Source organism: Klebsiella sp. 54, from assembly GCF_018223875.1.
Taxonomy (GTDB): Bacteria; Pseudomonadota; Gammaproteobacteria; order Enterobacterales; family Enterobacteriaceae; genus Klebsiella; species Klebsiella quasipneumoniae.
Genome location: NZ_JAGRRA010000013.1, coordinates 13,623 through 32,366, shown reverse-complemented (window position 1 = coordinate 32,366; position 18,744 = coordinate 13,623). Strand labels below are relative to the sequence as shown.

Annotated in this window: 22 protein-coding genes and 3 tRNA genes; 19 read left to right on the top strand and 6 right to left on the bottom strand. The window is 59.4% G+C overall.

The features are described 5' to 3' along the window. The first annotated feature begins 64 nt into the window (after positions 1 to 64). Positions 65 to 415 carry an acid resistance repetitive basic protein Asr gene (gene asr, locus KHQ24_RS21700; RefSeq protein ID WP_048294977.1) on the top strand — a complete coding sequence of 117 codons (351 nt, stop codon included), beginning with the start codon at positions 65 to 67 and terminating at the stop codon, positions 413 to 415. Between the two features lie 140 nt (positions 416 to 555). Here the strand turns inward: asr and KHQ24_RS21695 are convergent, their stop codons facing one another. After that, on the bottom strand, positions 556 to 1,134 hold the full coding sequence (locus tag KHQ24_RS21695) for a TIGR00730 family Rossman fold protein (RefSeq protein ID WP_004202897.1): 579 nt from the start codon (positions 1,132 to 1,134) through the stop codon (positions 556 to 558). A 253-nt stretch (positions 1,135 to 1,387) separates the two neighbouring features. Here KHQ24_RS21695 and KHQ24_RS21690 point away from each other — a divergent pair. The 3 genes from KHQ24_RS21690 (at position 1,388) to KHQ24_RS21680 (ending at position 1,626) form a co-directional block, all read left to right on the top strand. Then, positions 1,388 to 1,464, top strand: a tRNA-Val gene (locus KHQ24_RS21690). Between the two features lie 4 nt (positions 1,465 to 1,468). After that, a tRNA-Val gene (locus tag KHQ24_RS21685) sits at positions 1,469 to 1,545 on the top strand. Between the two features lie 4 nt (positions 1,546 to 1,549). After that, positions 1,550 to 1,626 (top strand) — tRNA-Val (locus KHQ24_RS21680). 121 nt (positions 1,627 to 1,747) lie between these two features. Here the strand turns inward: KHQ24_RS21680 and KHQ24_RS21675 are convergent. After that, complete coding sequence (locus KHQ24_RS21675; protein WP_211777466.1) at positions 1,748 to 2,500, bottom strand: SDR family oxidoreductase; 753 nt, start codon at positions 2,498 to 2,500, stop codon at positions 1,748 to 1,750. A 98-nt stretch (positions 2,501 to 2,598) separates the two neighbouring features. Here KHQ24_RS21675 and KHQ24_RS21670 point away from each other — a divergent pair, with 98 nt between their 5' ends. Continuing rightward, the gene (locus KHQ24_RS21670; protein WP_211777465.1) at positions 2,599 to 3,519 is read left to right on the top strand and encodes an AraC family transcriptional regulator; all 921 of its coding nucleotides are present in this window, start codon (positions 2,599 to 2,601) and stop codon (positions 3,517 to 3,519) included. Between the two features lies 1 nt (position 3,520). Here the strand turns inward: KHQ24_RS21670 and KHQ24_RS21665 are convergent, their stop codons facing one another. After that, positions 3,521 to 4,405 (bottom strand): LysR substrate-binding domain-containing protein, encoded by an 885-nt coding sequence (locus KHQ24_RS21665; RefSeq protein WP_032456178.1) that lies wholly within the window; start codon positions 4,403 to 4,405, stop codon positions 3,521 to 3,523. A 156-nt stretch (positions 4,406 to 4,561) separates the two neighbouring features. On the opposite strand from KHQ24_RS21665, the gene KHQ24_RS21660 reads away from it, so the two are divergent. Beyond that, on the top strand, positions 4,562 to 5,077 hold the full coding sequence (locus KHQ24_RS21660; protein ID WP_116397429.1) for a hypothetical protein: 516 nt from the start codon (positions 4,562 to 4,564) through the stop codon (positions 5,075 to 5,077). Between the two features lie 7 nt (positions 5,078 to 5,084). Further along, positions 5,085 to 5,921, top strand: a complete 837-nt coding sequence (locus KHQ24_RS21655; RefSeq protein WP_049115441.1) for an MBL fold metallo-hydrolase — start codon at positions 5,085 to 5,087, stop codon at positions 5,919 to 5,921. 87 nt (positions 5,922 to 6,008) lie between these two features. On the opposite strand, the gene KHQ24_RS21650 is transcribed toward KHQ24_RS21655, so the two are convergent. After that, positions 6,009 to 6,158: a hypothetical protein gene (locus tag KHQ24_RS21650; protein ID WP_053087913.1), complete on the bottom strand. Its 150-nt coding sequence runs from the start codon at positions 6,156 to 6,158 to the stop codon at positions 6,009 to 6,011. Between the two features lie 400 nt (positions 6,159 to 6,558). Between KHQ24_RS21650 and KHQ24_RS21645 the strand changes: the two genes are divergently transcribed. From KHQ24_RS21645 to KHQ24_RS21630, 4 genes are all read left to right on the top strand, one after another. Beyond that, on the top strand, positions 6,559 to 6,993 hold the full coding sequence (locus KHQ24_RS21645) for a winged helix-turn-helix domain-containing protein (RefSeq protein WP_017899535.1): 435 nt from the start codon (positions 6,559 to 6,561) through the stop codon (positions 6,991 to 6,993). 45 nt (positions 6,994 to 7,038) lie between these two features. Continuing rightward, positions 7,039 to 7,755 carry a hypothetical protein gene (locus KHQ24_RS21640; RefSeq protein WP_094311992.1) on the top strand — a complete coding sequence of 239 codons (717 nt, stop codon included), beginning with the start codon at positions 7,039 to 7,041 and terminating at the stop codon, positions 7,753 to 7,755. An 84-nt stretch (positions 7,756 to 7,839) separates the two neighbouring features. Further along, positions 7,840 to 8,049 (top strand): YdgH/BhsA/McbA-like domain containing protein, encoded by a 210-nt coding sequence (locus tag KHQ24_RS21635; protein ID WP_211777464.1) that lies wholly within the window; start codon positions 7,840 to 7,842, stop codon positions 8,047 to 8,049. Positions 8,050 to 8,201: 152 nt separating this feature from the next. Further along, the gene (locus KHQ24_RS21630; RefSeq protein ID WP_023318447.1) at positions 8,202 to 9,218 is read left to right on the top strand and encodes a zinc-dependent alcohol dehydrogenase family protein; all 1,017 of its coding nucleotides are present in this window, start codon (positions 8,202 to 8,204) and stop codon (positions 9,216 to 9,218) included. A gap of 47 nt (positions 9,219 to 9,265) precedes the next feature. On the opposite strand, the gene KHQ24_RS21625 is transcribed toward KHQ24_RS21630, so the two are convergent. Then, the gene (locus tag KHQ24_RS21625; protein ID WP_004202911.1) at positions 9,266 to 9,901 is read right to left on the bottom strand and encodes a carbonic anhydrase; all 636 of its coding nucleotides are present in this window, start codon (positions 9,899 to 9,901) and stop codon (positions 9,266 to 9,268) included. Between the two features lie 249 nt (positions 9,902 to 10,150). Here KHQ24_RS21625 and KHQ24_RS21620 point away from each other — a divergent pair, with 249 nt between their 5' ends. Beyond that, positions 10,151 to 10,780, top strand: coding sequence for a LysE family translocator (locus KHQ24_RS21620; protein WP_064149860.1), 630 nt, complete (start codon positions 10,151 to 10,153; stop codon positions 10,778 to 10,780). 3 nt (positions 10,781 to 10,783) lie between these two features. Here the strand turns inward: KHQ24_RS21620 and KHQ24_RS21615 are convergent, their stop codons facing one another. Continuing rightward, positions 10,784 to 11,554, bottom strand: coding sequence for a DeoR/GlpR family DNA-binding transcription regulator (locus KHQ24_RS21615; protein WP_004202915.1), 771 nt, complete (start codon positions 11,552 to 11,554; stop codon positions 10,784 to 10,786). 90 nt (positions 11,555 to 11,644) lie between these two features. Between KHQ24_RS21615 and KHQ24_RS21610 the strand changes: the two genes are divergently transcribed. From KHQ24_RS21610 to KHQ24_RS21580, 7 genes are all read left to right on the top strand, one after another. After that, positions 11,645 to 12,028, top strand: a complete 384-nt coding sequence (locus KHQ24_RS21610) for a VOC family protein (RefSeq protein ID WP_004202917.1) — start codon at positions 11,645 to 11,647, stop codon at positions 12,026 to 12,028. 31 nt (positions 12,029 to 12,059) lie between these two features. Then, entirely contained in the window at positions 12,060 to 12,743 is a 684-nt protein-coding gene (locus tag KHQ24_RS21605) for a CatA-like O-acetyltransferase, family 1 (RefSeq protein WP_094334037.1), read from the top strand. A 344-nt stretch (positions 12,744 to 13,087) separates the two neighbouring features. Next, on the top strand, positions 13,088 to 14,791 hold the full coding sequence (locus KHQ24_RS21600) for an ABC transporter substrate-binding protein (protein ID WP_004202925.1): 1,704 nt from the start codon (positions 13,088 to 13,090) through the stop codon (positions 14,789 to 14,791). Positions 14,792 to 14,835: 44 nt separating this feature from the next. Continuing rightward, entirely contained in the window at positions 14,836 to 15,795 is a 960-nt protein-coding gene (locus KHQ24_RS21595) for an ABC transporter permease (RefSeq protein ID WP_211777463.1), read from the top strand. Further along, positions 15,792 to 16,742: an oligopeptide ABC transporter permease gene (opp4C, locus tag KHQ24_RS21590; protein WP_017899542.1), complete on the top strand. Its 951-nt coding sequence runs from the start codon at positions 15,792 to 15,794 to the stop codon at positions 16,740 to 16,742. Before KHQ24_RS21595 ends, opp4C begins: the two co-directional genes overlap by 4 nt. Continuing rightward, a complete protein-coding gene (locus tag KHQ24_RS21585; protein ID WP_211777462.1) occupies positions 16,739 to 17,719 on the top strand; it encodes an ABC transporter ATP-binding protein in 981 nt (326 codons plus the stop codon). Before opp4C ends, KHQ24_RS21585 begins: the two co-directional genes overlap by 4 nt. Beyond that, the gene (locus KHQ24_RS21580; RefSeq protein ID WP_017899544.1) at positions 17,716 to 18,687 is read left to right on the top strand and encodes an ABC transporter ATP-binding protein; all 972 of its coding nucleotides are present in this window, start codon (positions 17,716 to 17,718) and stop codon (positions 18,685 to 18,687) included. Before KHQ24_RS21585 ends, KHQ24_RS21580 begins: the two co-directional genes overlap by 4 nt. The last annotated feature ends 57 nt before the right edge of the window (positions 18,688 to 18,744 follow it).

Below are 18,744 nucleotides of genomic sequence, written 5' to 3'. Positions count from 1 at the left end.
GCATATAGTGTGGCCAACAGCCCCGCAGTGGGGTTACTCAGGAAACCAATTCGAGGATTTCAGCATGAAAAAAGTATTAGCTCTGGTTGTTGCCGCTGCTATGGGTCTGTCATCTGTTGCTTTCGCAGCCGACGCCGCGACCACCACCCCGGCTACCGCAGCCAGCCACACCACCGTTCACCACAAGAAACATCACAAAGCGGCGGCGAAACCGGCAGCCGAACAGAAAGCCCAGGCAGCGAAGAAGCACCACAAAGCCGCGGCGAAACCGGAAGCAGCGCAGAAAGCCCAGGCAGCTAAAAAGCACCATAAAGCCGCGGCGAAACCGGCCGTAGCGCAGAAAGCCCAGGCGGCGAAGAAGCACCATAAAGCGGCGCACCACGCAGCCAAACCGGCGGTACAACCGGCGGCATAACGGTCAGGGCGTTAAGGTGATAAACCGGCGCTGAATAGCGCCGGTTTTTTTTCAGGAGGACATCATGCTGCAACGCTATCGCTTCGAATTGCTGTTGGTTCTGCTCATCGTCTGCGCGCTGTTTACCCTTCGCTTGATGTTTAAATAGCGGGCTGCTGAACCCATTTACGGGCCGGCGGCGTATAGTCGCGGAAACCGGCGATAATCTCCTCTGGCGAAGCAGCAAACGGCAGCATCTCCGCGTAGCGCGGGTGCATAAATCCTTCCCGTACCATGTTATTGACCATCGCCTGCAGCGGATCGTAATACCCCTTGATATTCAGGAATGCGCACGGTTTTTCATGGATGCCCAACTGCGCCCAGGTCCACTGTTCGAAAATCTCTTCAAGCGTCCCCGCTCCGCCCGGCAGAGCAATAAAGCCGTCGGCCAGCGCCGCCATTTTGGTTTTCCGTTCGTGCATATCCTCCACCACATGCAGCTCCGTCAACCCGCGGTGGGCAATTTCCCGCTCCACCAGGCCGCGCGGCATTACGCCGATGACCGTGCCCCCGGCCTCCAGCGCCGCATCGGCAACCGCCCCCATCAAACCAACTTTGCCGCCGCCATAGACAACAGCCAGTCCCTGCTGCGCCAGCATGTGGCCAACCCGTCGGGCGGTTTCGAGATACAGCGGATGTTCGCCAGCTGAAGAACCGCAGAAAATACCAATCGATTTCATCTTCCTTATTACTCCTCTCTTCTGGTGGGCGATAATTTAACACAACGGCAACCCTTACGCGCAGGGTGAGACCGGCAAAGAAAAGAGAGGCGAGGCGCCTGCTGGCGAAGAAATATCCTTGTGGTTCAGTAAAATATCGCCGGAGTGGGTAAAAGATCCGCAATCGCATACAATGTACAAGAAAAGTGACGTTTACCTCTTGCCACATCCCCTGCCTGCCGCTAATATGCGTCCCCGTTGTCACCACAACATTGCGTTCGTAGCTCAGTTGGTTAGAGCACCACCTTGACATGGTGGGGGTCGTTGGTTCGAGTCCAATCGAACGCACCATTATGCGTTTATAGCTCAGTTGGTTAGAGCACCACCTTGACATGGTGGGGGTCGTTGGTTCGAGTCCAATTAAACGCACCATAATGCGTCTGTAGCTCAGTTGGTTAGAGCACCACCTTGACATGGTGGGGGTCGATGGTTCGAGTCCATTCAGACGCACCAATCTCGTTTCGTATCATTCCCTCTCAACATTAGCCTGCTGCATCGTGACCGGAAAACGCACGCCTTCTGCGCTTCCAGCCTGAACGTCATCGAACCCTGCCAGCGACAAAGCGAAACCCGATTATTCGCGACTATGAATAGCCTGCGCCATCGCCAGGGCATCCTCCCCTGCCGGCAACCGCGAAGGGGCTTGAGGATCGTTCACCATCCGCCAGACGGCCTGAGCCACATCGACAGCCTGCGTCACGCTGGCGTTATCCTGGATGCTGTCGAGGATCTGCTGGCCGAGCGGCGCATAGCTCTCCGGGAGCTGGCCCATCGTTCGACGCGCGTTTTCCCCGAAGCGGGTCTGGGGAGCGCGTCCCGGCAGGATCAAACCGACGCGAATATTAAAGGGCCGCAGCTCCAGCGCCAGCGACTCCGTGAAGGCATTCACCGCCGCTTTACTCGCGGTATAGACCGCCAGCAGGGGCATCGGCTGCAGGGTGACCGCCGAGGTGATATTAACGATCGTCCCGCTACGGCGCGCTCTGAACCGGGGAAGTACCGCCTGGGTCATGGCGATAGACCCAAGCGTGTTGGTGGCAAACAGGTTCGCTATCGCCTCGTGCGACGCCCCCTCCAGGGCGTTGAGCATCCCCACTCCGGCGTTATTGACCAGAACGTCAATCTCTCCGGCCTCGGCAATCGCCTCGGCGATACTCTGCGCTGAGGTGACGTCAAGACGCACCAGCCGCAGACGGTCGCTGGCCGGCAACAGATCCTCGCGCGGAACCCGCATTGTGGCGATAACCTTCCAGCCCTGTTCAAGAAAATAACGCGCCGTCTCCAGACCAAAACCCGATGAACAGCCGGTGATCATAATCGTTTGCATATCTCTGTCTCCGATTGGTTTCTTCCTTTTCATCATAGACAGCCCGCTCCGGACGATATAGGGTCAATAATCCATTATTCTTTAGCAGGAGTCCGGAAATGAGCGACCCGCTGGCGGAAATCATAGCGATGCTCAATCTCAGAGCGGTGCTGACCAAAACCATTGAGGGGGCGGGAGAATGGCGCGTTAAACGTTCAGACCAGGGAATGTCGTTCTACGGCGTGGTACTGGAAGGCGGCTGTCGGCTGGAAATAGACCAGCATGAACCGCAGATCCTGCGCGCCGGGGATTTTATGTTGATCCCGGCGGCGTACCGCTTCGCGTTAACCAGCCTGACCCCGCCGCCTTCACCGGCGCTGGAGACCACCCCGGTGAAACTGGCGGCGGAACACTTTCGCCTGGGAGCTCTCGACCAGCCAGCGGAGATGCAGGCGCTGATTGGCCACTGCGCTGCCGATTCGGATAACGCCAGCCTGCTAACCTCCCTGCTGCCCGCCTTAGTGGTGGTTCGCAACCAGCCGCGGCTGGCCACCTTTGTCGGGCTGCTGAAAGAGGAAGCCCAGGCGGATCGCGCAGGCAAATCTTTCGTTCTGGCGCGGATGGTTGAGCTGCTGTTTATCGAGGCCATCCGATCCTGCGGAACGCTCGCCACCCCCGGACTGATGCGCGGCCTGAGCGACCCGCGGGTCGCCCAGGCAATCCGCCTGCTGCATCAGGCCCCCGCCAGACGCTGGACCGTCAACGCCCTGGCCGCCGACTGCGCGCTGTCTCGCTCGACGTTATTTGAACGCTTTACCGGCCTGACCGGAATGACCCCGATGGGCTATTTGTTGAGCTGGCGCATGACCCTGGCCATGCAGTGGCTGGGCGAGACGGGCATCAGCATAACGGATATCGCCGAGCGCCTCGGCTATGGCTCGACCAGCGCGTTCAGCGTGGCCTTTATCCGATATGCCGGGATATCGCCGGGCAAATATGCCCGCCAGCGGGCGGCGCAGCGCCCCCCAGGCCCGCCATAAGTTAACCTGCCGCAATCGTCGTCTGCAGCCAGCGCTCAAACACCTGCAGCGCCGGCTCCCCCTCGCCGCCGCCGGGTTTGATCAGGCAAAAGCGCTTGGCCAGCGTCGGCAAGCCCGGCCATGGGGCGACCAGCGTCCCGCTGCGCAGTTCGCTCTCCACATACATCTTCGGCACCAGGGCCACGCCCTGCTGGCTGAGTACCGCAGCGATTGCCATCTCATGCAGATCATAGCGCGGCCCCTGCGCCGGATTATCCAGCGCCAGACCGCACTCGCGGGCATAGTGCAGCCAGGCGTCCGGGTTTTGCCGCCGATGAATGCGCGGCAGCCGGTTCAGCAGCCCCGGGAGATCGTCATCCGTCAGCAGCGCGGCATGACAGACCGGCAGCAGATACTCCGCAAACAAAAACGTCACATCCATTCCGGTCCACGCCGGGTGATCAAAATGGATGGCCGCATCAAATCCGCTGCCCGGCAGAATAAAGGGGTCGCTGCGGGCGGCGATATTGACCACGATATGCGGATGCTGCGCCGTGAACTGCCCGAGCCGGGGGATGAGCCAGCGACTGGCGAAGGTGGGGAGCACGGCGATCTCGAGACTGCGGCCATCGGCGGGCATCCCGCTAACGTCGTGGGTTTCCCGCTCCAGCCTGCTGAGGATCTCGCGGACCTGTCTGGCATAGCGGGCGCCGGCCGGATTGAGCCGTACCCGGCTCCCGATCCTGTCAAAGAGTTTGCTGTCGAGGAGCGCTTCCAGACGGGCGATCTGCCGGCTGATGGCCCCTTCCGTTAACGCGAGCTCCGCCGCCGCGCGGGCAAAGTTGCCGTGGCGGGCGGCGGCCTCAAAGGCCAGTAGCGCAGCGCTGCTGGGGATTTTACGACGCATAACCAATGCTCCTTGTGCGGGCCCATTGAAGTTCAGTGACAGAATATCACTGAGTGATGAATAAACATCGTTTTTCAGCGCCATTATTGCCGGATAGGATGAATAAAACTCACTAAAGCGCGTTATGCGCTGAATCATCTGTCTCTCGAGGTCACTATGCTCTATGTCGTCGAATGCGCCTACACCGACCCGCAAAGCGAAGCGGCGTGGAATACCTTTTACAATCGGGAAAAATTGCCGGCGCTGGTCTCGGTGCCCGGTTTTCATGCCTCCCAGCGCTTCTGCGCGTTCAGCGAGGGCTACCCTCGCTACCTGGCCCTACACGATATCCGCGATGCCGCCGTCCTCGACAGCGACGCCTATCGCCGCAATGGTGGGGGTCATTTTGCCCGCTGGCAATCGGCGATCGCCGACTGGCATCGCCACCTCTATCTCACGACTAACGCGCTGCGGGAGGTGGCTCCTGACGAGGTGCTGCTGCTGAGCGATACCGCGGAAGCCCTGCCCGTCGCTGCGCCGATCGTCCTGCAGCCCGGGGGTCTGGCCACCCGGCATACCCGCTATGCCGCCATCGTCCCGCGTGACGACCTGCATCACCGGGTCACCTCTGCCGCGGTCTTTATCTATCAGCCCATTACCGCCAGGTTGCGTCACCCGGCGGAGCAAGCGTGAGGTCAACATGACACCAGCTCCCTTTTATACCCTGACAGCAGGCGACCTGACGATAAGCGCCATCAGTGATGGTCAGATGACGGCGCCGCTGACGCTACTCGCGGGGATCGCCCCTGAAGAGGTGGCGCGTCTGCAGCGCCAGACCGGATTAACCTCGCCGGAGGCCATCGAGATCGGCGCTTACCTGATCCGCGGACGCGGGCACACGGTGCTGGTGGATACCGGCACCGGCGGGGCCAACGGCGTCGGCGGCGCGCTTATTGCCAATCTGGCGCTGCTCGGCGTGCGCCCTGAGGAAATTGACACCATCCTTCTCACCCACGCGCACCCGGACCATATCGGCGGCCTGCTGACCGCCGCCGGTACACCGGCTTATCCCAACGCCATGGTGTTCCTACCCTCGCGGGAAAGCGCTTACTGGCTGGCGCCATCGACACTGGACAACGCCAGCGATCGTGGACAACGTAACGTGCTGCTCGTCCGCCGCATAATGGCGATCTGTGCGACGCAAATTCGTGATATTGATGAAGACGAGCCGGTAGCCGGGATCCGGCCATGTCCCCTGCCCGGCCATACGCCAGGGCATACCGGATATCGCCTTGAGGCGGGCGGAACGTCGCTGCTAATCTGGGGGGATATCGTCCACTTTCCCTCGATCCAGAGCGCCCGGCCAGAGGTGTCGGTGGCATTTGACGTCGATCCTGACCAGGCCCGGCATACACGGGAAAGTCTGCTGCGCCAGGCCGCCCGCGAACGGTGGCTCATCGCCGGTATGCATCTTGGCCTGCCGGGTTTCGCCCGCGTGGAGAATACCGCCTCAGGCTACTGCCTGCGCCCGGTGTGACCTTCGCGGTGAACACCGATCACAGCGAAACCCCGGTCGTGACATTAACGCGACCGGGGCGTGGTGTCTGGGGAAGTGGACTAGCCGTTAACCGCGGCTCTTCCAGCCTTTTTTACTTTTGCAGCTGGCTTTGGTGGCGACCCATGGTTGACGCAGTTGGGTTAACTGAAGATCCTGAGAGGCCGGGCTGGCCGACCAGCGTTTGTTGCACAGAGGCTTACGAGTTGCATTGACCATAAAAACGCTCCTGAAAGTAATGAACAGTTCCCTGGGTAATTCCATAAGTTCAGAATCAGCTTATCACCGCTTAAACGTAGTTATTTCAATCTTTGTTTTGCTATGTAAATGGTGATTGCCACCTGAAAGGTATTAAATTGATCTAGATCAATGTAAGTGCGATTTTTTGATTTCGCCACCTATATTTTCAACCGTTTAACTTCGGCCGCCGCTTGATTAAGACTTTTCCTATACCACATAATCCAACAGAAGATAGCAAGATTATCAGATTTTTATTCTAGTTATGTATGTTAATGTGGTTAATTGTTTTGATTATTCTAGCTAATAAAATTCACTTGGTCAGACCGCCGCAGGCGGGTACTCTGCACCGGCAATACGGGGATTTGTCAGGGAGTGGTGGATGACTACAGGCTATAAACTACTTGGCTATAAGTTAGCGGATAATATTTTCTACTGCCTGCATCATCGGGAAATTATCGCGTTACGTGGGACGCGAACGCAGGTTCAGCTGCGCAGCACCATGGCTTGTTTACTGGAGTATTTGCTGGCACATGGCAGAGAACGTCTGGTCAGCGATGAAGAGTTAATGATTAACGTCTGGGAAAAAAATAATCTCCGTCCGTCCGCGCAGCGATTATGGCAGGTTATCCAGACCCTAAAATCTCGCTTAAACCAGGCGGGGGTCGAAAGCACATTAATTGTCCGCGTTAAATGCGCAGGGTATTATATTAATCCTGCTTGCGTAGCCGAAATTTATTCCTTCAAACCGCCGGGCATGATGAATTATATAAACAACTCGCCTGCTGATATGAATAAGCTCCTGGTTCGCAACTAATCTCCTCTCCACGCCGTTTAGATCGCTTGCAACAGGGTTTATTCTTTGAATATTTTAATTCACAGCAATAATATTTATTTTAATATCGGCCTCGCCCAGTGTTTCAGAGATATTCAGGAAACCCTGCCCGGTCTGAATATTATTCATTCACTGCCGCTCAGCCATCTGCCCGATCTGGCCGGGATGGATGTAATTATTTTAGCGCTGGAAAACTATCACGATTATCAGGCCGCTGCTGAATTAGCCCAGCGCTATCCCGGTCTGGTGGTCGGATTTTCCTCCGCCAACAATGTGAGACGCGGACGCGCCTTTTACGCGGATACCCTCCTGTGGGTCAGCCAGCGGGAAAGCGTTCACGAGATCGGCCGCCTTCTGCGCCGGCTGGCAGACCGTAGCCGCCCTTTCGCGCCGCGCCATCAGCGTCAGAGTCACTCCTCCCGGCTGCGAGCCCCACTTAATGACCTGGAGATGCAGATGATTCGTGGCGTGGTCGACGGACAGTCAATTAATCAGATGGCGGACGCGCTGGGGGTTAATCGCAAGCGGGTTTATAACGGACTGGAGCGGATCAAAATGAATTTTCGCCTCGTCAGCCATACTCATTTTCATCATTTTATGACCGCGGAGGCCACGTTTAGCCACCTCTGCGCCGATCTCAGCTGCTATAGACCAGGAGTACGGCCAGCCCGGCAACGACGAGCCGCATCGCGACCGACCGAAAATCATTCATATAATTTGAATGAGTTTCGCAAATTGTTTTGATTTTAACCACGAGGTATTGCGCGTATTCTTTATCACATCAGGGCGACAAGCCCTATATCAGACACCAGATTAAGGAATACGACCATGAAATCCATCAAAACTTTCGTTGCTGTTGCTGCATTGTCACTGTTCTCTTCCGTTAGCTTCGCCCAGAGCGTCAGCGCCACCGCCTCCACCCTGGACCGTGCTGAAGCCAAAATCGCCGCCCAGGCCGCTGAGCAGGGTGCGTTCTATAAAATCACCAGCGCCCAGTTTAATAATCGCGTCCATATGACGGCTGAGCTGAGCAAATAATCTCTTCGTTCTTTCGCAATGAAAAAAGCGCCGTCAAAAACGGCGCTTTTTTTTCGCCTCTTTCTCCGGGCAGTGATTTCCTGAGCGGCGCGCTGTGGCGTTCAGCCAATTCCGGGCCAATACTTACCGTATCCCCCGGAAAAGAGAACCCGATGATGAAAGCCTGGATCGTCAACAAACCCGGTTCACTGGACAATCTGCAGCTTGTCGATCTTGCCGACCCCGGCGCGCCGGCGGCAGGCGAGATCCGCGTAGCGCTCCACGCCACCTCCCTGAATTATCACGATTTGCTGGTAGCGACGGGGGTGATTCCCACCGCCGATCGGCGGATCCTGATGGCGGACGGCGCGGGGGTGGTCGAAGCGGTTGGCGCCGGAGTCAGCGAGTTTCAGCCAGGCGACCGGGTGGTGGCTGGCTTTTTCCCGCAGTGGCTGGATGGCCGTCCTGGCCCGCAGGTGAAGGACTTCAGCCAGACCCCGGGCGACGGCGCCGAGGGGTTTGCCTGCCAGTATGTGGTCAGACCGGCCAGCCATTTTACCCATGCGCCTGACGGATGGAGCTTCAGGGAAGCGGCGACTATCACCACCTCCGGCCTCACCGCCTGGCGCGCGCTGGTGGTGGAGGGGCGGCTAAAAGCGGGCGATACGGTGCTGACGCTCGGCACCGGCGGCGTGTCGATAACCGCCCTGCAGCTGGCGAAAAGCATGGGCGCGCAGGTCATCGTCACCTCCTCATCAGATGAAAAGCTCGCCCGCGCGCGCGCCCTGGGGGCTGACCATCTCATCAATTACCGCACCACCCCGGCGTGGGGTGCTACGGTGCAGGACATCACCGGTCATCGCGGGGCCGATATTATCCTCGAGCTCGGCGGACCGGGCACCCTGAGCCAGTCGTTCGAAGCCGTCCGTGTTGGCGGACACATCGCCCTCATCGGCGTCCTGACTGGCTTCGAAGGTCATGTGCCCACCCATCTGCTGATGAGTAAACAGGCCCGGTTGCAGGGGCTAGTGGTGGGTCATCGCCGGCAACAACAGGACTACGTCAACGCGCTGAACCTGCAGGCGTCGCGGCCGGTCATCGATAAAGTGTTTGATTTTGCGGCCTTACCAGACGCCTTCCGCTATCTGCAAAGCGGCGCCCATTTCGGCAAAATTTGCGTGGAGTGGTAGGGGTGAGGAGATGAGATGAACAGGGCCTCCGTGCCCTGGGAACGGCTTTATTCGAAAAAGACGTCCGGATTGTCCGACAGCGAAACAAAGGATTTCGTGTTTTTATCCAGCGCCTGAATCTCGCCGCTTTCAATGTCGTAGAACCAGCCGTGCAGGCGCAGGGTATGGTCGCGCAGGCCGACGGCCACCGACGGGTGGGTTTTGATGTTGTTCAGCTGAGCGATGACGTTTTCCTGCACCATGCCGTTGACCTTATCGGTTTCGCTGGCCCAGGTTTTCTTTTCCACCACCGCTTTCGCAGCATCAGCGTAGCGCAGCCAGTGAGACACCGCCGGCATCGGCTCCAGGCACTGGCAGGTGGCGATCGCTTTCATCGCCCCGCAGTTTGAGTGGCCGCAGATCACGATATCAGTCACGCCCAGCGCAACCACGGCATACTCAATGGTCGCGGATACACCGCCCGGCTCCGGCCCGAAAGACGGCACGATATTCCCGGCATTACGAATAACAAAGAGCTGTCCCGGCTCCTGCTGGGTAACCAGTTCCGGCACCAGACGGCTGTCAGAGCAGGAGATGAAAAGCGCTTTGGGATTCTGGCTGGAAGCCAGGCTGCGGAAGAGCTCTTTACGCTGGGGGAAGATCTCTTTCTGGAAGTTGAGGAAGCCCTCAATGATATGTTGCATAGCAGTGTCTCTTCTCTGTAGTTATTACGGTATGACAAAGATCACAGTTATTCAGTTTACCATTGCTGACAAGAATGGGAATCGTTATTCAAACAGTTGCGCAGAAAACGCGCGCCGCGGATGCCCATTCAGCCTCGCCTATTCCACAGGGTTTTCACGTGCTTTCCTGAGCCAGTTTGCTACTCTGTCTGCTCGTACCGCCCCCACGTTGCCGACCGCCTGACGGCGGCGAACACACCAGGAGTTGCTATGTTCTTATCCAGCCTGATGGCCATTGCCGCGGTGCTGATCATGGGCGTGATCAGTCCCGGCCCGAGCTTTATTTTTGTCGCGCGCAATGCGGTCGCCCGCTCGCGCCTGCATGGTCTGGTGACCGCCCTCGGCACCGGCGCCGGCGCCGCCATTTTTTCTATTATGGCGATGCTGGGCCTGCAGAAGGTGCTCACCGCGGTGCCAGAGCTGTTTATTGGCTTAAAAGTAGCGGGCGGGCTCTACCTGTTATGGCTGGGCTATAAGATTTTCCGCGGTTCGGCGCAGCCGATGGATTTCTCCGCCAACGGTATGGCCGGTAACCGTTCGTTGCTGAAGACCTTCCGCGACGGGCTGTATACCCAGCTGAGCAATCCCAAAACCGCGCTGGTGTTTGCCTCGATTTTTACCGCCCTGCTGCCGACGCAGATCCCCACCGCGTTCTATTACATCGTGCCGCTGATGAGTTTTCTGATTGACGTAAGCTGGTATTCGCTGGTGGCGCTGGTGCTCTCCGCCGATCGCCCGCGTCGGGTCTACCTGCGGTTGAAGCGGCGAATCGATATCGCCACCGCGACGGTGCTGGGGGCGCTGGGCCTGCGGCTTATCGCGACCTCACTCACCCGCTAGCGGCTACACGGTATGGATACGGATATCGTGTTGCTGAAAGGCAACGCGATATTCGCGACTAATATTCTCCTCCACCACCAGCACATCGATATCGCTGCTCGCGGCCACCACGAACCGCGCCACCGCCGGAATTTTATCCGAGGTCAGGCCGATGATAATTTCGCTGCACTGCTTAATCACCGCTTTCTTAAACTCACAGTCGGCATAGTCAAAGCCGGTCAGGCCTGACTCTGGCGCCATGGCGCAGCCGCCGATAAACCCCTGGTCGAATAACATCCCCTGCACCTGAGCCACCGCCGCGGCCCCAACGCAGCCCCCGCTCGCCCGCTGCACCTGACCGCCGAGCATCACCACGTCGTAGAGCGGCTTTTTCACCAGCACCGCGGCGATCTCCGGAGAGTTCGTCACCACCGTCAGCGCAAGCTCGGCGGGCAGCGCCTCGGCCATCGCCAGATTGGTGGTGCCGGTATCAATGAAAATAGTGCCGCCGGGTTTCACCAGCCGGGCGCACTGCTGCGCGATCCTGAGTTTTGTTGCTCGGTTTTTATCTTTCCGTTCACTGTAGTCTCCCGCTTCCGGCAGGCTCAACACCGCCCCGCCGTAGACTTTTTTACAGACGCCTTCGCGGCTAAGCTCATGCAGATCGCGGCGGATAGTATGTTCAGACACCTGAAGACGCGCCGCCAGATCCGCACACACCACCCTGCCGTTTTCCTGCAGGATCTGGCAAATCAGCGCTTGTCGCTGTTGGGGAAAAGCAGCATAATCGAGCAAAGCAACTCCTTAAATAATCATAAACGAGCAACAGTAAGCATGATCGTCTGCCCTGCTGTGATTGTCAATGTTCCTGCCCGGAGGTTTACCATGAAAATTGCCCATTTCGCTCTGTGGACCCAACAGCTTGAGGCTCAGGCCCGCTTCTGGGTCGAGTTCTTTGCCGCCAGTATTAATGAAAAATACCTCAGCCAGACCAACCCCGGATTTGCCTCCTATTTTGTCACCATCGACGACGAAGTAGTGATCGAGCTGATGACCAAGCCTGGCCTGCAGCAGGCCAGCGCGGATAATAACCATACCGGCTGGGCGCATCTGGCCCTCTCGGTGGGCGGCGCAGAACAGGTCGATGCCCTTGCCCAACGCGCTGGAGCGGCGGGAATACTGGTTTCACCCCCGCGCACCACCGGCGACGGCTATTATGAGGCGGTGATCGCCGATCCCGATGGCAACCTGATTGAAATCGTCGCATAGTCAGTAGACCGCCAGCTATAAGGAGGCATCCATGGCACGTTACCGGATCATCGACACCGCGGCCTGGCCCCGCCGGGACCATTTCACCTTTTACCGACAATTTGCCAACCCCAGCTTTAATCTCTGCGTTCCGATAGAGGCGCAGCGCCTGTACGAATGTGCGAAGGACCGGCGGGTCTCATTTTTTCAGCTCGCGCTCTATGCCCTGCTGCGCGCGGCCAACGGGGTGCCGCAGCTCCGGCAGCGCGTGCGCGATGGCGAGGTGATTGAATATGACAGCCTGGCGGTCATGACGCCGGTGATGACCGTCGAGGAGGGCTTCCGCCAGGTATGGTGCGACAACGCTGCCGAGTTCACCGCCTTCAGCGCCGCGGCAACGCCGAAGATCGTCGCGGCAAGAGAGACATCGCCGGCGCCGCTCATCGTCGATGGCGAACATTTTATCTGCGCCAGCTGTCTGCCGTGGCTCCACTTTACCTCGATGACCCATGCGGAATACGCGGTGGGCGCCGCGGTTCCTGCGCTCACCTGGGGGAAACTGCAGAACGGCGTGATCCCGGTGGCCGGGCGATTTAACCATGCCTTCGTCGATGGTCTCCATGCCAGCCGCTTTTATGCCCTCGTCGAAGCGGGGTTTCGTGACCCCGAGCGGCTCTGGCAGCCGCTAACCGCGACCGCCCCCTCACTGCTCCCCCCTACGGCGAAGGAGCGTTAACGTCCGCCCGGAACCGACCGTCACGGTGCCTTACGCCGTACACGGCGGTCGGTACGGGTCCACTCTCATCGTTCTCGCCCATCCGGCGAATACCGCGCAGGTGTGACGCCTGTTCAGAACCTCGCGATGGAAAGGCTGGGTCGCGGACAGCATGCTAGCCCACCCTCTTCAGGCAGCGGAAACCACTGCGCCATAGCCATAGAATGGAATTATATTGCCGATCCTTTGCTAAGGATAATTGGTTATAAATCATAGCGTTTCAGTGTTAGACAGGGCGAAGTGCGCCTCTTATCTTTCGTCATGAATTGTAAATCACCACGCAATCACTTGATGAGGTAGCACTTTTGTCCAGATTACAACAAGGATTAAAAACCCAAAAAACCCGCTTCGCCCTGGCGCTAAAAGTGGCCCTGCTCGGCGGCGTGGTAGCATTTTCTTCTGCTGTCTTTGCTGAGGGTCTCCTGAAAGAAGGCATCACCCCGGCCACTGACGCCAGTCAGATCCCGGCCAGCGCCAAGCTGCGCAAAGACACGGTGGTAGCCGGGATCTCCGAGCCGCAGGGGATCTTTAACCCCTACTTTTTCGTCAACGGCTGGGATGAGAACGTCACGAACGTCATTTTTTCACGCCTGATCGACTGGGACAGCCAGGGCAAGCTGGTCCCGGGGCTGGCGGAGAGCTGGACGGTCAGCCCGGACAGTAAAGTCTATACCATTAAATTGCGCCCTGGTCTGACCTTCAGCGATGGTTCACCGCTGACGGCGGAAGATGTCGCCTTTACCCTGACGGTCCTGCTCGACCCCAAATATGATGGCGATACCGACATCACCCTGGCCAATATCGCTGGCGGCGCAGAATACAAAGCCGGCAAGGCTGACAGCGTCAGCGGCCTGAAGGTCATCGACCCGCTCACTCTTCAGGTGACCACCACCCAGCCAGGCGCCACCACGCTGGCCAAAATTGGCGGGCCAGTGCTGTCGAAAGCCTGGTACGGCAAAGGATATCAACGGGGACATCTCGACTATCTGCGCTCACTGCACGGCAAGCCGCTGGGCAACGGCCCTTACGTGTACGATACCTATATTCCCGGTCAGGAAATTCGCTTCCATGCCAATAGCCATTTTTACCGTGGGACGCCGCCAACGCCGCGCTTTATCTATCGCGTGACCAATCCGTCGACCAACTTCCAGTTGTTCCAGACCGGGGAGACCGACTACGACGCCTTTACCTCGCGTCCTGACGATATCGAACAGCTGAAGATGCTCGGCTTCGCCAACATTAATCTTTACGGCTCCAGCGACTACAGCCAGGTGGAATTCAACGTTCATCGTCCGGCGCTGCAGGATAAGCGGGTACGCCAGGCGCTGATTTACGGCCTGGACCGGCAGAAGCTGATCGACGTGGTCTATCAGGGGTACGGCAAAGTCGCCATCGAGCCGATCGCCCCGATCTCCTGGGCCTTTAACGCAGAAGGCGTCAATCCTTACCATTACGATCCGGCGCAGGCGAAAAAGCTGCTGGATGAGGCCGGCTGGAAAGCTGGCGCCGACGGTATCCGCGTCAAAGAGGGCCAGCGCCTGGAGCTAACCCTGCTGGTGAGCAAGAAGGTGCTCAACGATGCGTTGATCCCCATCGCCAAGGAGAACTGGCGGCAGATCGGCGTGCTGCTTAAACCGCAGGTGGTGGATTTCAACGCTCTGATGGCGCAGCGCAAAGCCGGAAATTACGATCTCGCCTCGTTCAGCACCAGCACTCTCAACGACCCGCACGACGGGGTATGGGATTTCTACAGCAGCGAAGCTAAAGAGTCCGGCTACCACAACGCGGAGGTCGATAAGCTGATTAACGCTGGCAACGCGGTGCTCGACATCGAAAAGCGCAAGCCGATCTATCACCAGCTGTATAAAGTGCTGGCCGACGATCCGCCGGTGATCCTGCTCGGCTATCGCAACATCCTTTCCGCCAGCAGCGCCCGCGTCACCGGCTTTAAACCGGATATCTACAACGGCCTGACCGGCAGCCTGCCGGATGTGAAAATCGTTAAGTAAATCCCCTGGCCGCCGGGTTAACCGGCGGCTGATGCGAGATCGTCATGAAAAATTTCATCCTGAGGCGCCTGCTGCAAACGCTGCCGATGCTACTGCTGGCCTCGTTCATTATTTTTATGCTGTTTGCCAAAACCCCCGGCGACTTTATCGATGGCAATATTACCCTGACCGCCGCCCGCGCTGCGGAGCTGAAGGCGATCTATGGCCTCGACCAGCCGCTGTTCACCCGCTATCTCCACTGGCTGGGACAGCTTCTGCGAGGCGATTTAGGCTTTTCGCTGCAGTATCAGATCCCGGTCAGCCAGCTGCTCAACCAGTACATCTGGAACTCTTTTCTGCTGGCCAGCGTCGCGCTGGTCTTTTACTGGGGCATTGGCCTGGCGGTCGGCGTGGTGTCGGCCCTGCGACCTGGCTCCTGGTTTGATCATCTGGTGAGCGTTGCGGTGTTTGCCGCCATGTCATTCCCCACCTTTTTCCTCTGCCTGTTGCTGATTAAATGGTTTGCCGTCGATCTCCACTGGCTGCCGGTAGGCGGGATGACCAATACCGGCAGCGACGAAAGCGGCTGGCAGTATGTGCTGCAAGTGGCTGCCCACCTGGCGCTGCCGGTGCTGGCGCTGGTGATGCTGCAGGCGGGCAGCCTGACGCGCTATGTGCGCGCCAGTATGCTCGACGTGGTGAAAATGGATTTTATCCGTACCGCCCGCGCCAAGGGGTTGCATGAGCGCACGGTGATCCTTAAACATGCGTTGCGCAACGCCCTGCTGCCGATCATCACCCTGCTGGGCTTTGAGCTGCCGGGGCTGTTCTCCGGGGCGATCATTACCGAAAAGGTATTCAACTGGCCGGGGGCAGGCCACATCCATATCGACTCGCTGGCCGCCCGCGACTATCCGGTGCTGATGGGGTTTACTCTGTTTCTGGCGGTGCTGACGATAGTCGGTAATTTGCTCACCGACGTGCTGTACGCCTGGGCCGATCCACGTATTCGGGTGAGGTCATGATGATCCTGTCTTACTTTGCTTCCCGTCGCCGCCAGCGGCAGGCGGCTATCCCGGCGCTGGCGCACATTACCCCCTCTCCCTGGCGCCAGGGATGGCGACAGCTGCGCCGTAACCGGCTGGCCATGTTCTGCCTGATCCTGCTGGCCGTAATGGCGGTGTGGTGCGTGCTGGGGCCCGTCTGGTCGCCGTGGAAAGATGATGCCACCGACGCCCTGAGCATCAACCAACCGCCCGGCGCGGAACACTGGCTGGGGACCGATTTCCTTGGTCGCGATGTCTACACCCGCCTGCTGCTGGCCGGGCGCATCTCGCTGATTATCGGCCTGCTGACCATGGTGATGTCGGTATTCCTCGGCTATCTGCTCGGCGCCCTCTCGGGTTATGTCGGTGGGTTAACCGACAGAGTGATCATGCGCGTGGCCGACCTGGTGATGACCATCCCTGGATTGCCGCTGTTGATTGTCGCCGGGGCGATGCTTTCCGAGCTCGATTTTTCCCCGGACTCGCGCATCTATATGGTGGTGGTAATGCTCAGCCTGCTGGAGTGGCCCCGACTGGCGCGGCTGGTGCGCGGGCAATGTCTCTCCCTGCGCGAACGCGATTTTATGCTGGCCACCCGGGTACTGGGCCTGTCGGCGCGTCGCCGGCTGTTCGGCCACCTGCTGCCGAATACCATTCCGATTCTGGTGGTGATGGCGACCATGGCTGTCGCCAACGCCATTCTCAGCGAATCCGCGCTGAGCTATCTCGGCCTCGGCGTGGTGCCGCCAACGCCGTCGTGGGGCAATATGATGGATGCCGCCAATAGCCTGATCGATTTCCAGCGCCGTCCCTGGCTGTGGATGCCGCCTGGGATCGCCATCTTTCTCACCGTGATCGCCATTAACGTGCTGGGCGATGGCCTGCGCGACGCCATGGATCCCAATATGAAACCGAGGCTGAAATGACCCTACCGTTAGTCTCTTTTAATCATCTCTCCGTCTCTTTCGCTGGCGAACGTCATCGCGTGCGCGCGGTGCAGGACGTCTCTTTCACGATTCAGGCCGGGCAAACCGTTGGCGTGGTGGGCGAGTCCGGCTGCGGCAAAAGCGTCACCGCCATGGCGCTGATGGGCCTCCTGCCGTCGCAGGCAGCGCGCATCGACGGCGGCGAAATTCGTTTCGCGGACCGCGATCTGCTGCGGCTGAACCCCAGACAGATGGCCGACCTGCGCGGCCACCAGCTGGCCATGATCTTTCAGGAACCGATGTCGGCCCTGAACCCGGTGTTGACCATCGGCGAACAGCTGTGCGAACCAGCGATCCGCCACCTCGGCGCCACGCCGAAAGCCGCCTGGCAGCTGGCTACCCGGCTGCTAAGCGAGGTCGGCCTGGCGCGCGGCGACAGCCTGATGGCCAACTACCCCCACCAGCTATCCGGCGGCATGCTGCAGCGGGTGATGATCGCCATGGCGCTGAGCTGTCAGCCCAAACTGCTGATTGCCGACGAACCGACCACCGCGCTGGACGTCACCGTGCAGGCGCAAATCCTGCGCCTGCTGCGGGACCGGTCGCGGGCCAGCCAGATGGCGATGATGCTGATTACCCACGACCTGGGGGTGATCGCGCAGATGGCCGAACAGGTGGTGGTGATGTATGCCGGGAGGATCGTGGAACAGGGCGCCACGGCGGAGGTGCTACGCCATCCGCAGCACCCTTATACGCGTGGGCTCATCGCCTCCCGCCCGGTGCCGGGCGAGCGGCGTCGGCGACTGTACTCGATTCCCGGTCAGGTGCCGGATCTGGCCGCCCTGCCGGCGGGCTGCGCTTTTGCCGGGCGCTGCGAACGGGCGACGCCGCGCTGCCGGGAGGCGATTCCGCCGCTGCTCGGCGAGCGCCAGCGGGCCGCCTGCTTTTATAGCGAATTTGCGGAGGCGACAGCATGAGCGATCGCTATGTTATTGAAGTGGATGGATTGAAGAAGTATTTTCCGCTGCGCGACGGCCTCTTTGGCCAGCAGACCGGCGAGCTTCGCGCGGTGGACGGCGTCAGCTTTAACATCCGTCCGGGCACTATTTTTGGCCTGGTGGGCGAGTCCGGCAGTGGCAAAACCACCGTCGGCCGAACCCTGCTTGGCCTGTACGAGAAGAGCGCCGGCAGCGTGAAATTTCACGGTCAGGAGCTGGCCGACCTGACCGGGCCCGCCCTGCGCGCCATTCGGCCGAGGATGCAGCTGGTATTTCAGGATCCCTACAGCTCGCTGAACCCGCGGCTGCGTATTGGCGAGGCGATAGGCGAAGCCATGCTGCAGCACAAGCTCTGCACCCGCGATGAGCTCTATGACCGGGTGATCGACGTGATGAAGATCTGCGGCCTGGCGCCGGAACACTACGCCCGCTTTCCGCATCAGTTTTCGGGCGGCCAGCGCCAGCGGATCGGTATTGCCCGGGCGCTGATCCTCAACCCGGATTTTATCGTCGCCGATGAGCCCATCTCGGCCCTCGATGTGTCGATTCAGGCGCAGATCATCAATTTGTTTTCCGACCTGCGCGACGACCGCGGCGTCACGTTTCTGTTTATCTCCCACGACCTCGGGGTGGTGGAGCATTTATGTGACGATGTGGCGGTAATGTATCTCGGGCAACTGGTGGAAAGCGCCAGCCGCGATGCGCTGTTCAGCCGCCCCCTCCATCCCTACACCCGCGCTCTGCTAGCCGCGGTGCCGACCCTCGACCCGCACAGCGAACCGCAGGCGCTGGTGCAAGGCGAGATCCCGGATCCGACCAATCCTCCCGCCGGCTGCCGCTTTTCATCTCGCTGCCCGCAGGCCGGCGATCTGTGCCGCAGAGAAGCTCCGGCGCTGCGCGAGGTGGCCCCTGGCCATCGAGTGGCCTGCCATTGGGTCGCGTCCTGAGCGCGGCCGACGGGGGTTATTTATTTCTAAACAACCGGTCGATTGTGCGCAGCGGCG

Coding starts and splice junctions, on each gene's coding strand:
- asr (WP_048294977.1), top strand. CDS start 65: ATGAAAAAAGTATTAGCTCTGGTTGTTGCCGCTGCTATGGGTCTGTCA.
- KHQ24_RS21695 (WP_004202897.1), bottom strand. CDS start 1,134: ATGAAATCGATTGGTATTTTCTGCGGTTCTTCAGCTGGCGAACATCCG.
- KHQ24_RS21675 (WP_211777466.1), bottom strand. CDS start 2,500: ATGCAAACGATTATGATCACCGGCTGTTCATCGGGTTTTGGTCTGGAG.
- KHQ24_RS21670 (WP_211777465.1), top strand. CDS start 2,599: ATGAGCGACCCGCTGGCGGAAATCATAGCGATGCTCAATCTCAGAGCG.
- KHQ24_RS21665 (WP_032456178.1), bottom strand. CDS start 4,405: ATGCGTCGTAAAATCCCCAGCAGCGCTGCGCTACTGGCCTTTGAGGCC.
- KHQ24_RS21660 (WP_116397429.1), top strand. CDS start 4,562: ATGCTCTATGTCGTCGAATGCGCCTACACCGACCCGCAAAGCGAAGCG.
- KHQ24_RS21655 (WP_049115441.1), top strand. CDS start 5,085: ATGACACCAGCTCCCTTTTATACCCTGACAGCAGGCGACCTGACGATA.
- KHQ24_RS21650 (WP_053087913.1), bottom strand. CDS start 6,158: ATGGTCAATGCAACTCGTAAGCCTCTGTGCAACAAACGCTGGTCGGCC.
- KHQ24_RS21645 (WP_017899535.1), top strand. CDS start 6,559: ATGACTACAGGCTATAAACTACTTGGCTATAAGTTAGCGGATAATATT.
- KHQ24_RS21635 (WP_211777464.1), top strand. CDS start 7,840: ATGAAATCCATCAAAACTTTCGTTGCTGTTGCTGCATTGTCACTGTTC.
- KHQ24_RS21630 (WP_023318447.1), top strand. CDS start 8,202: ATGATGAAAGCCTGGATCGTCAACAAACCCGGTTCACTGGACAATCTG.
- KHQ24_RS21625 (WP_004202911.1), bottom strand. CDS start 9,901: ATGCAACATATCATTGAGGGCTTCCTCAACTTCCAGAAAGAGATCTTC.
- KHQ24_RS21620 (WP_064149860.1), top strand. CDS start 10,151: ATGTTCTTATCCAGCCTGATGGCCATTGCCGCGGTGCTGATCATGGGC.
- KHQ24_RS21610 (WP_004202917.1), top strand. CDS start 11,645: ATGAAAATTGCCCATTTCGCTCTGTGGACCCAACAGCTTGAGGCTCAG.
- KHQ24_RS21605 (WP_094334037.1), top strand. CDS start 12,060: ATGGCACGTTACCGGATCATCGACACCGCGGCCTGGCCCCGCCGGGAC.
- KHQ24_RS21595 (WP_211777463.1), top strand. CDS start 14,836: ATGAAAAATTTCATCCTGAGGCGCCTGCTGCAAACGCTGCCGATGCTA.
- opp4C (WP_017899542.1), top strand. CDS start 15,792: ATGATGATCCTGTCTTACTTTGCTTCCCGTCGCCGCCAGCGGCAGGCG.
- KHQ24_RS21585 (WP_211777462.1), top strand. CDS start 16,739: ATGACCCTACCGTTAGTCTCTTTTAATCATCTCTCCGTCTCTTTCGCT.
- KHQ24_RS21580 (WP_017899544.1), top strand. CDS start 17,716: ATGAGCGATCGCTATGTTATTGAAGTGGATGGATTGAAGAAGTATTTT.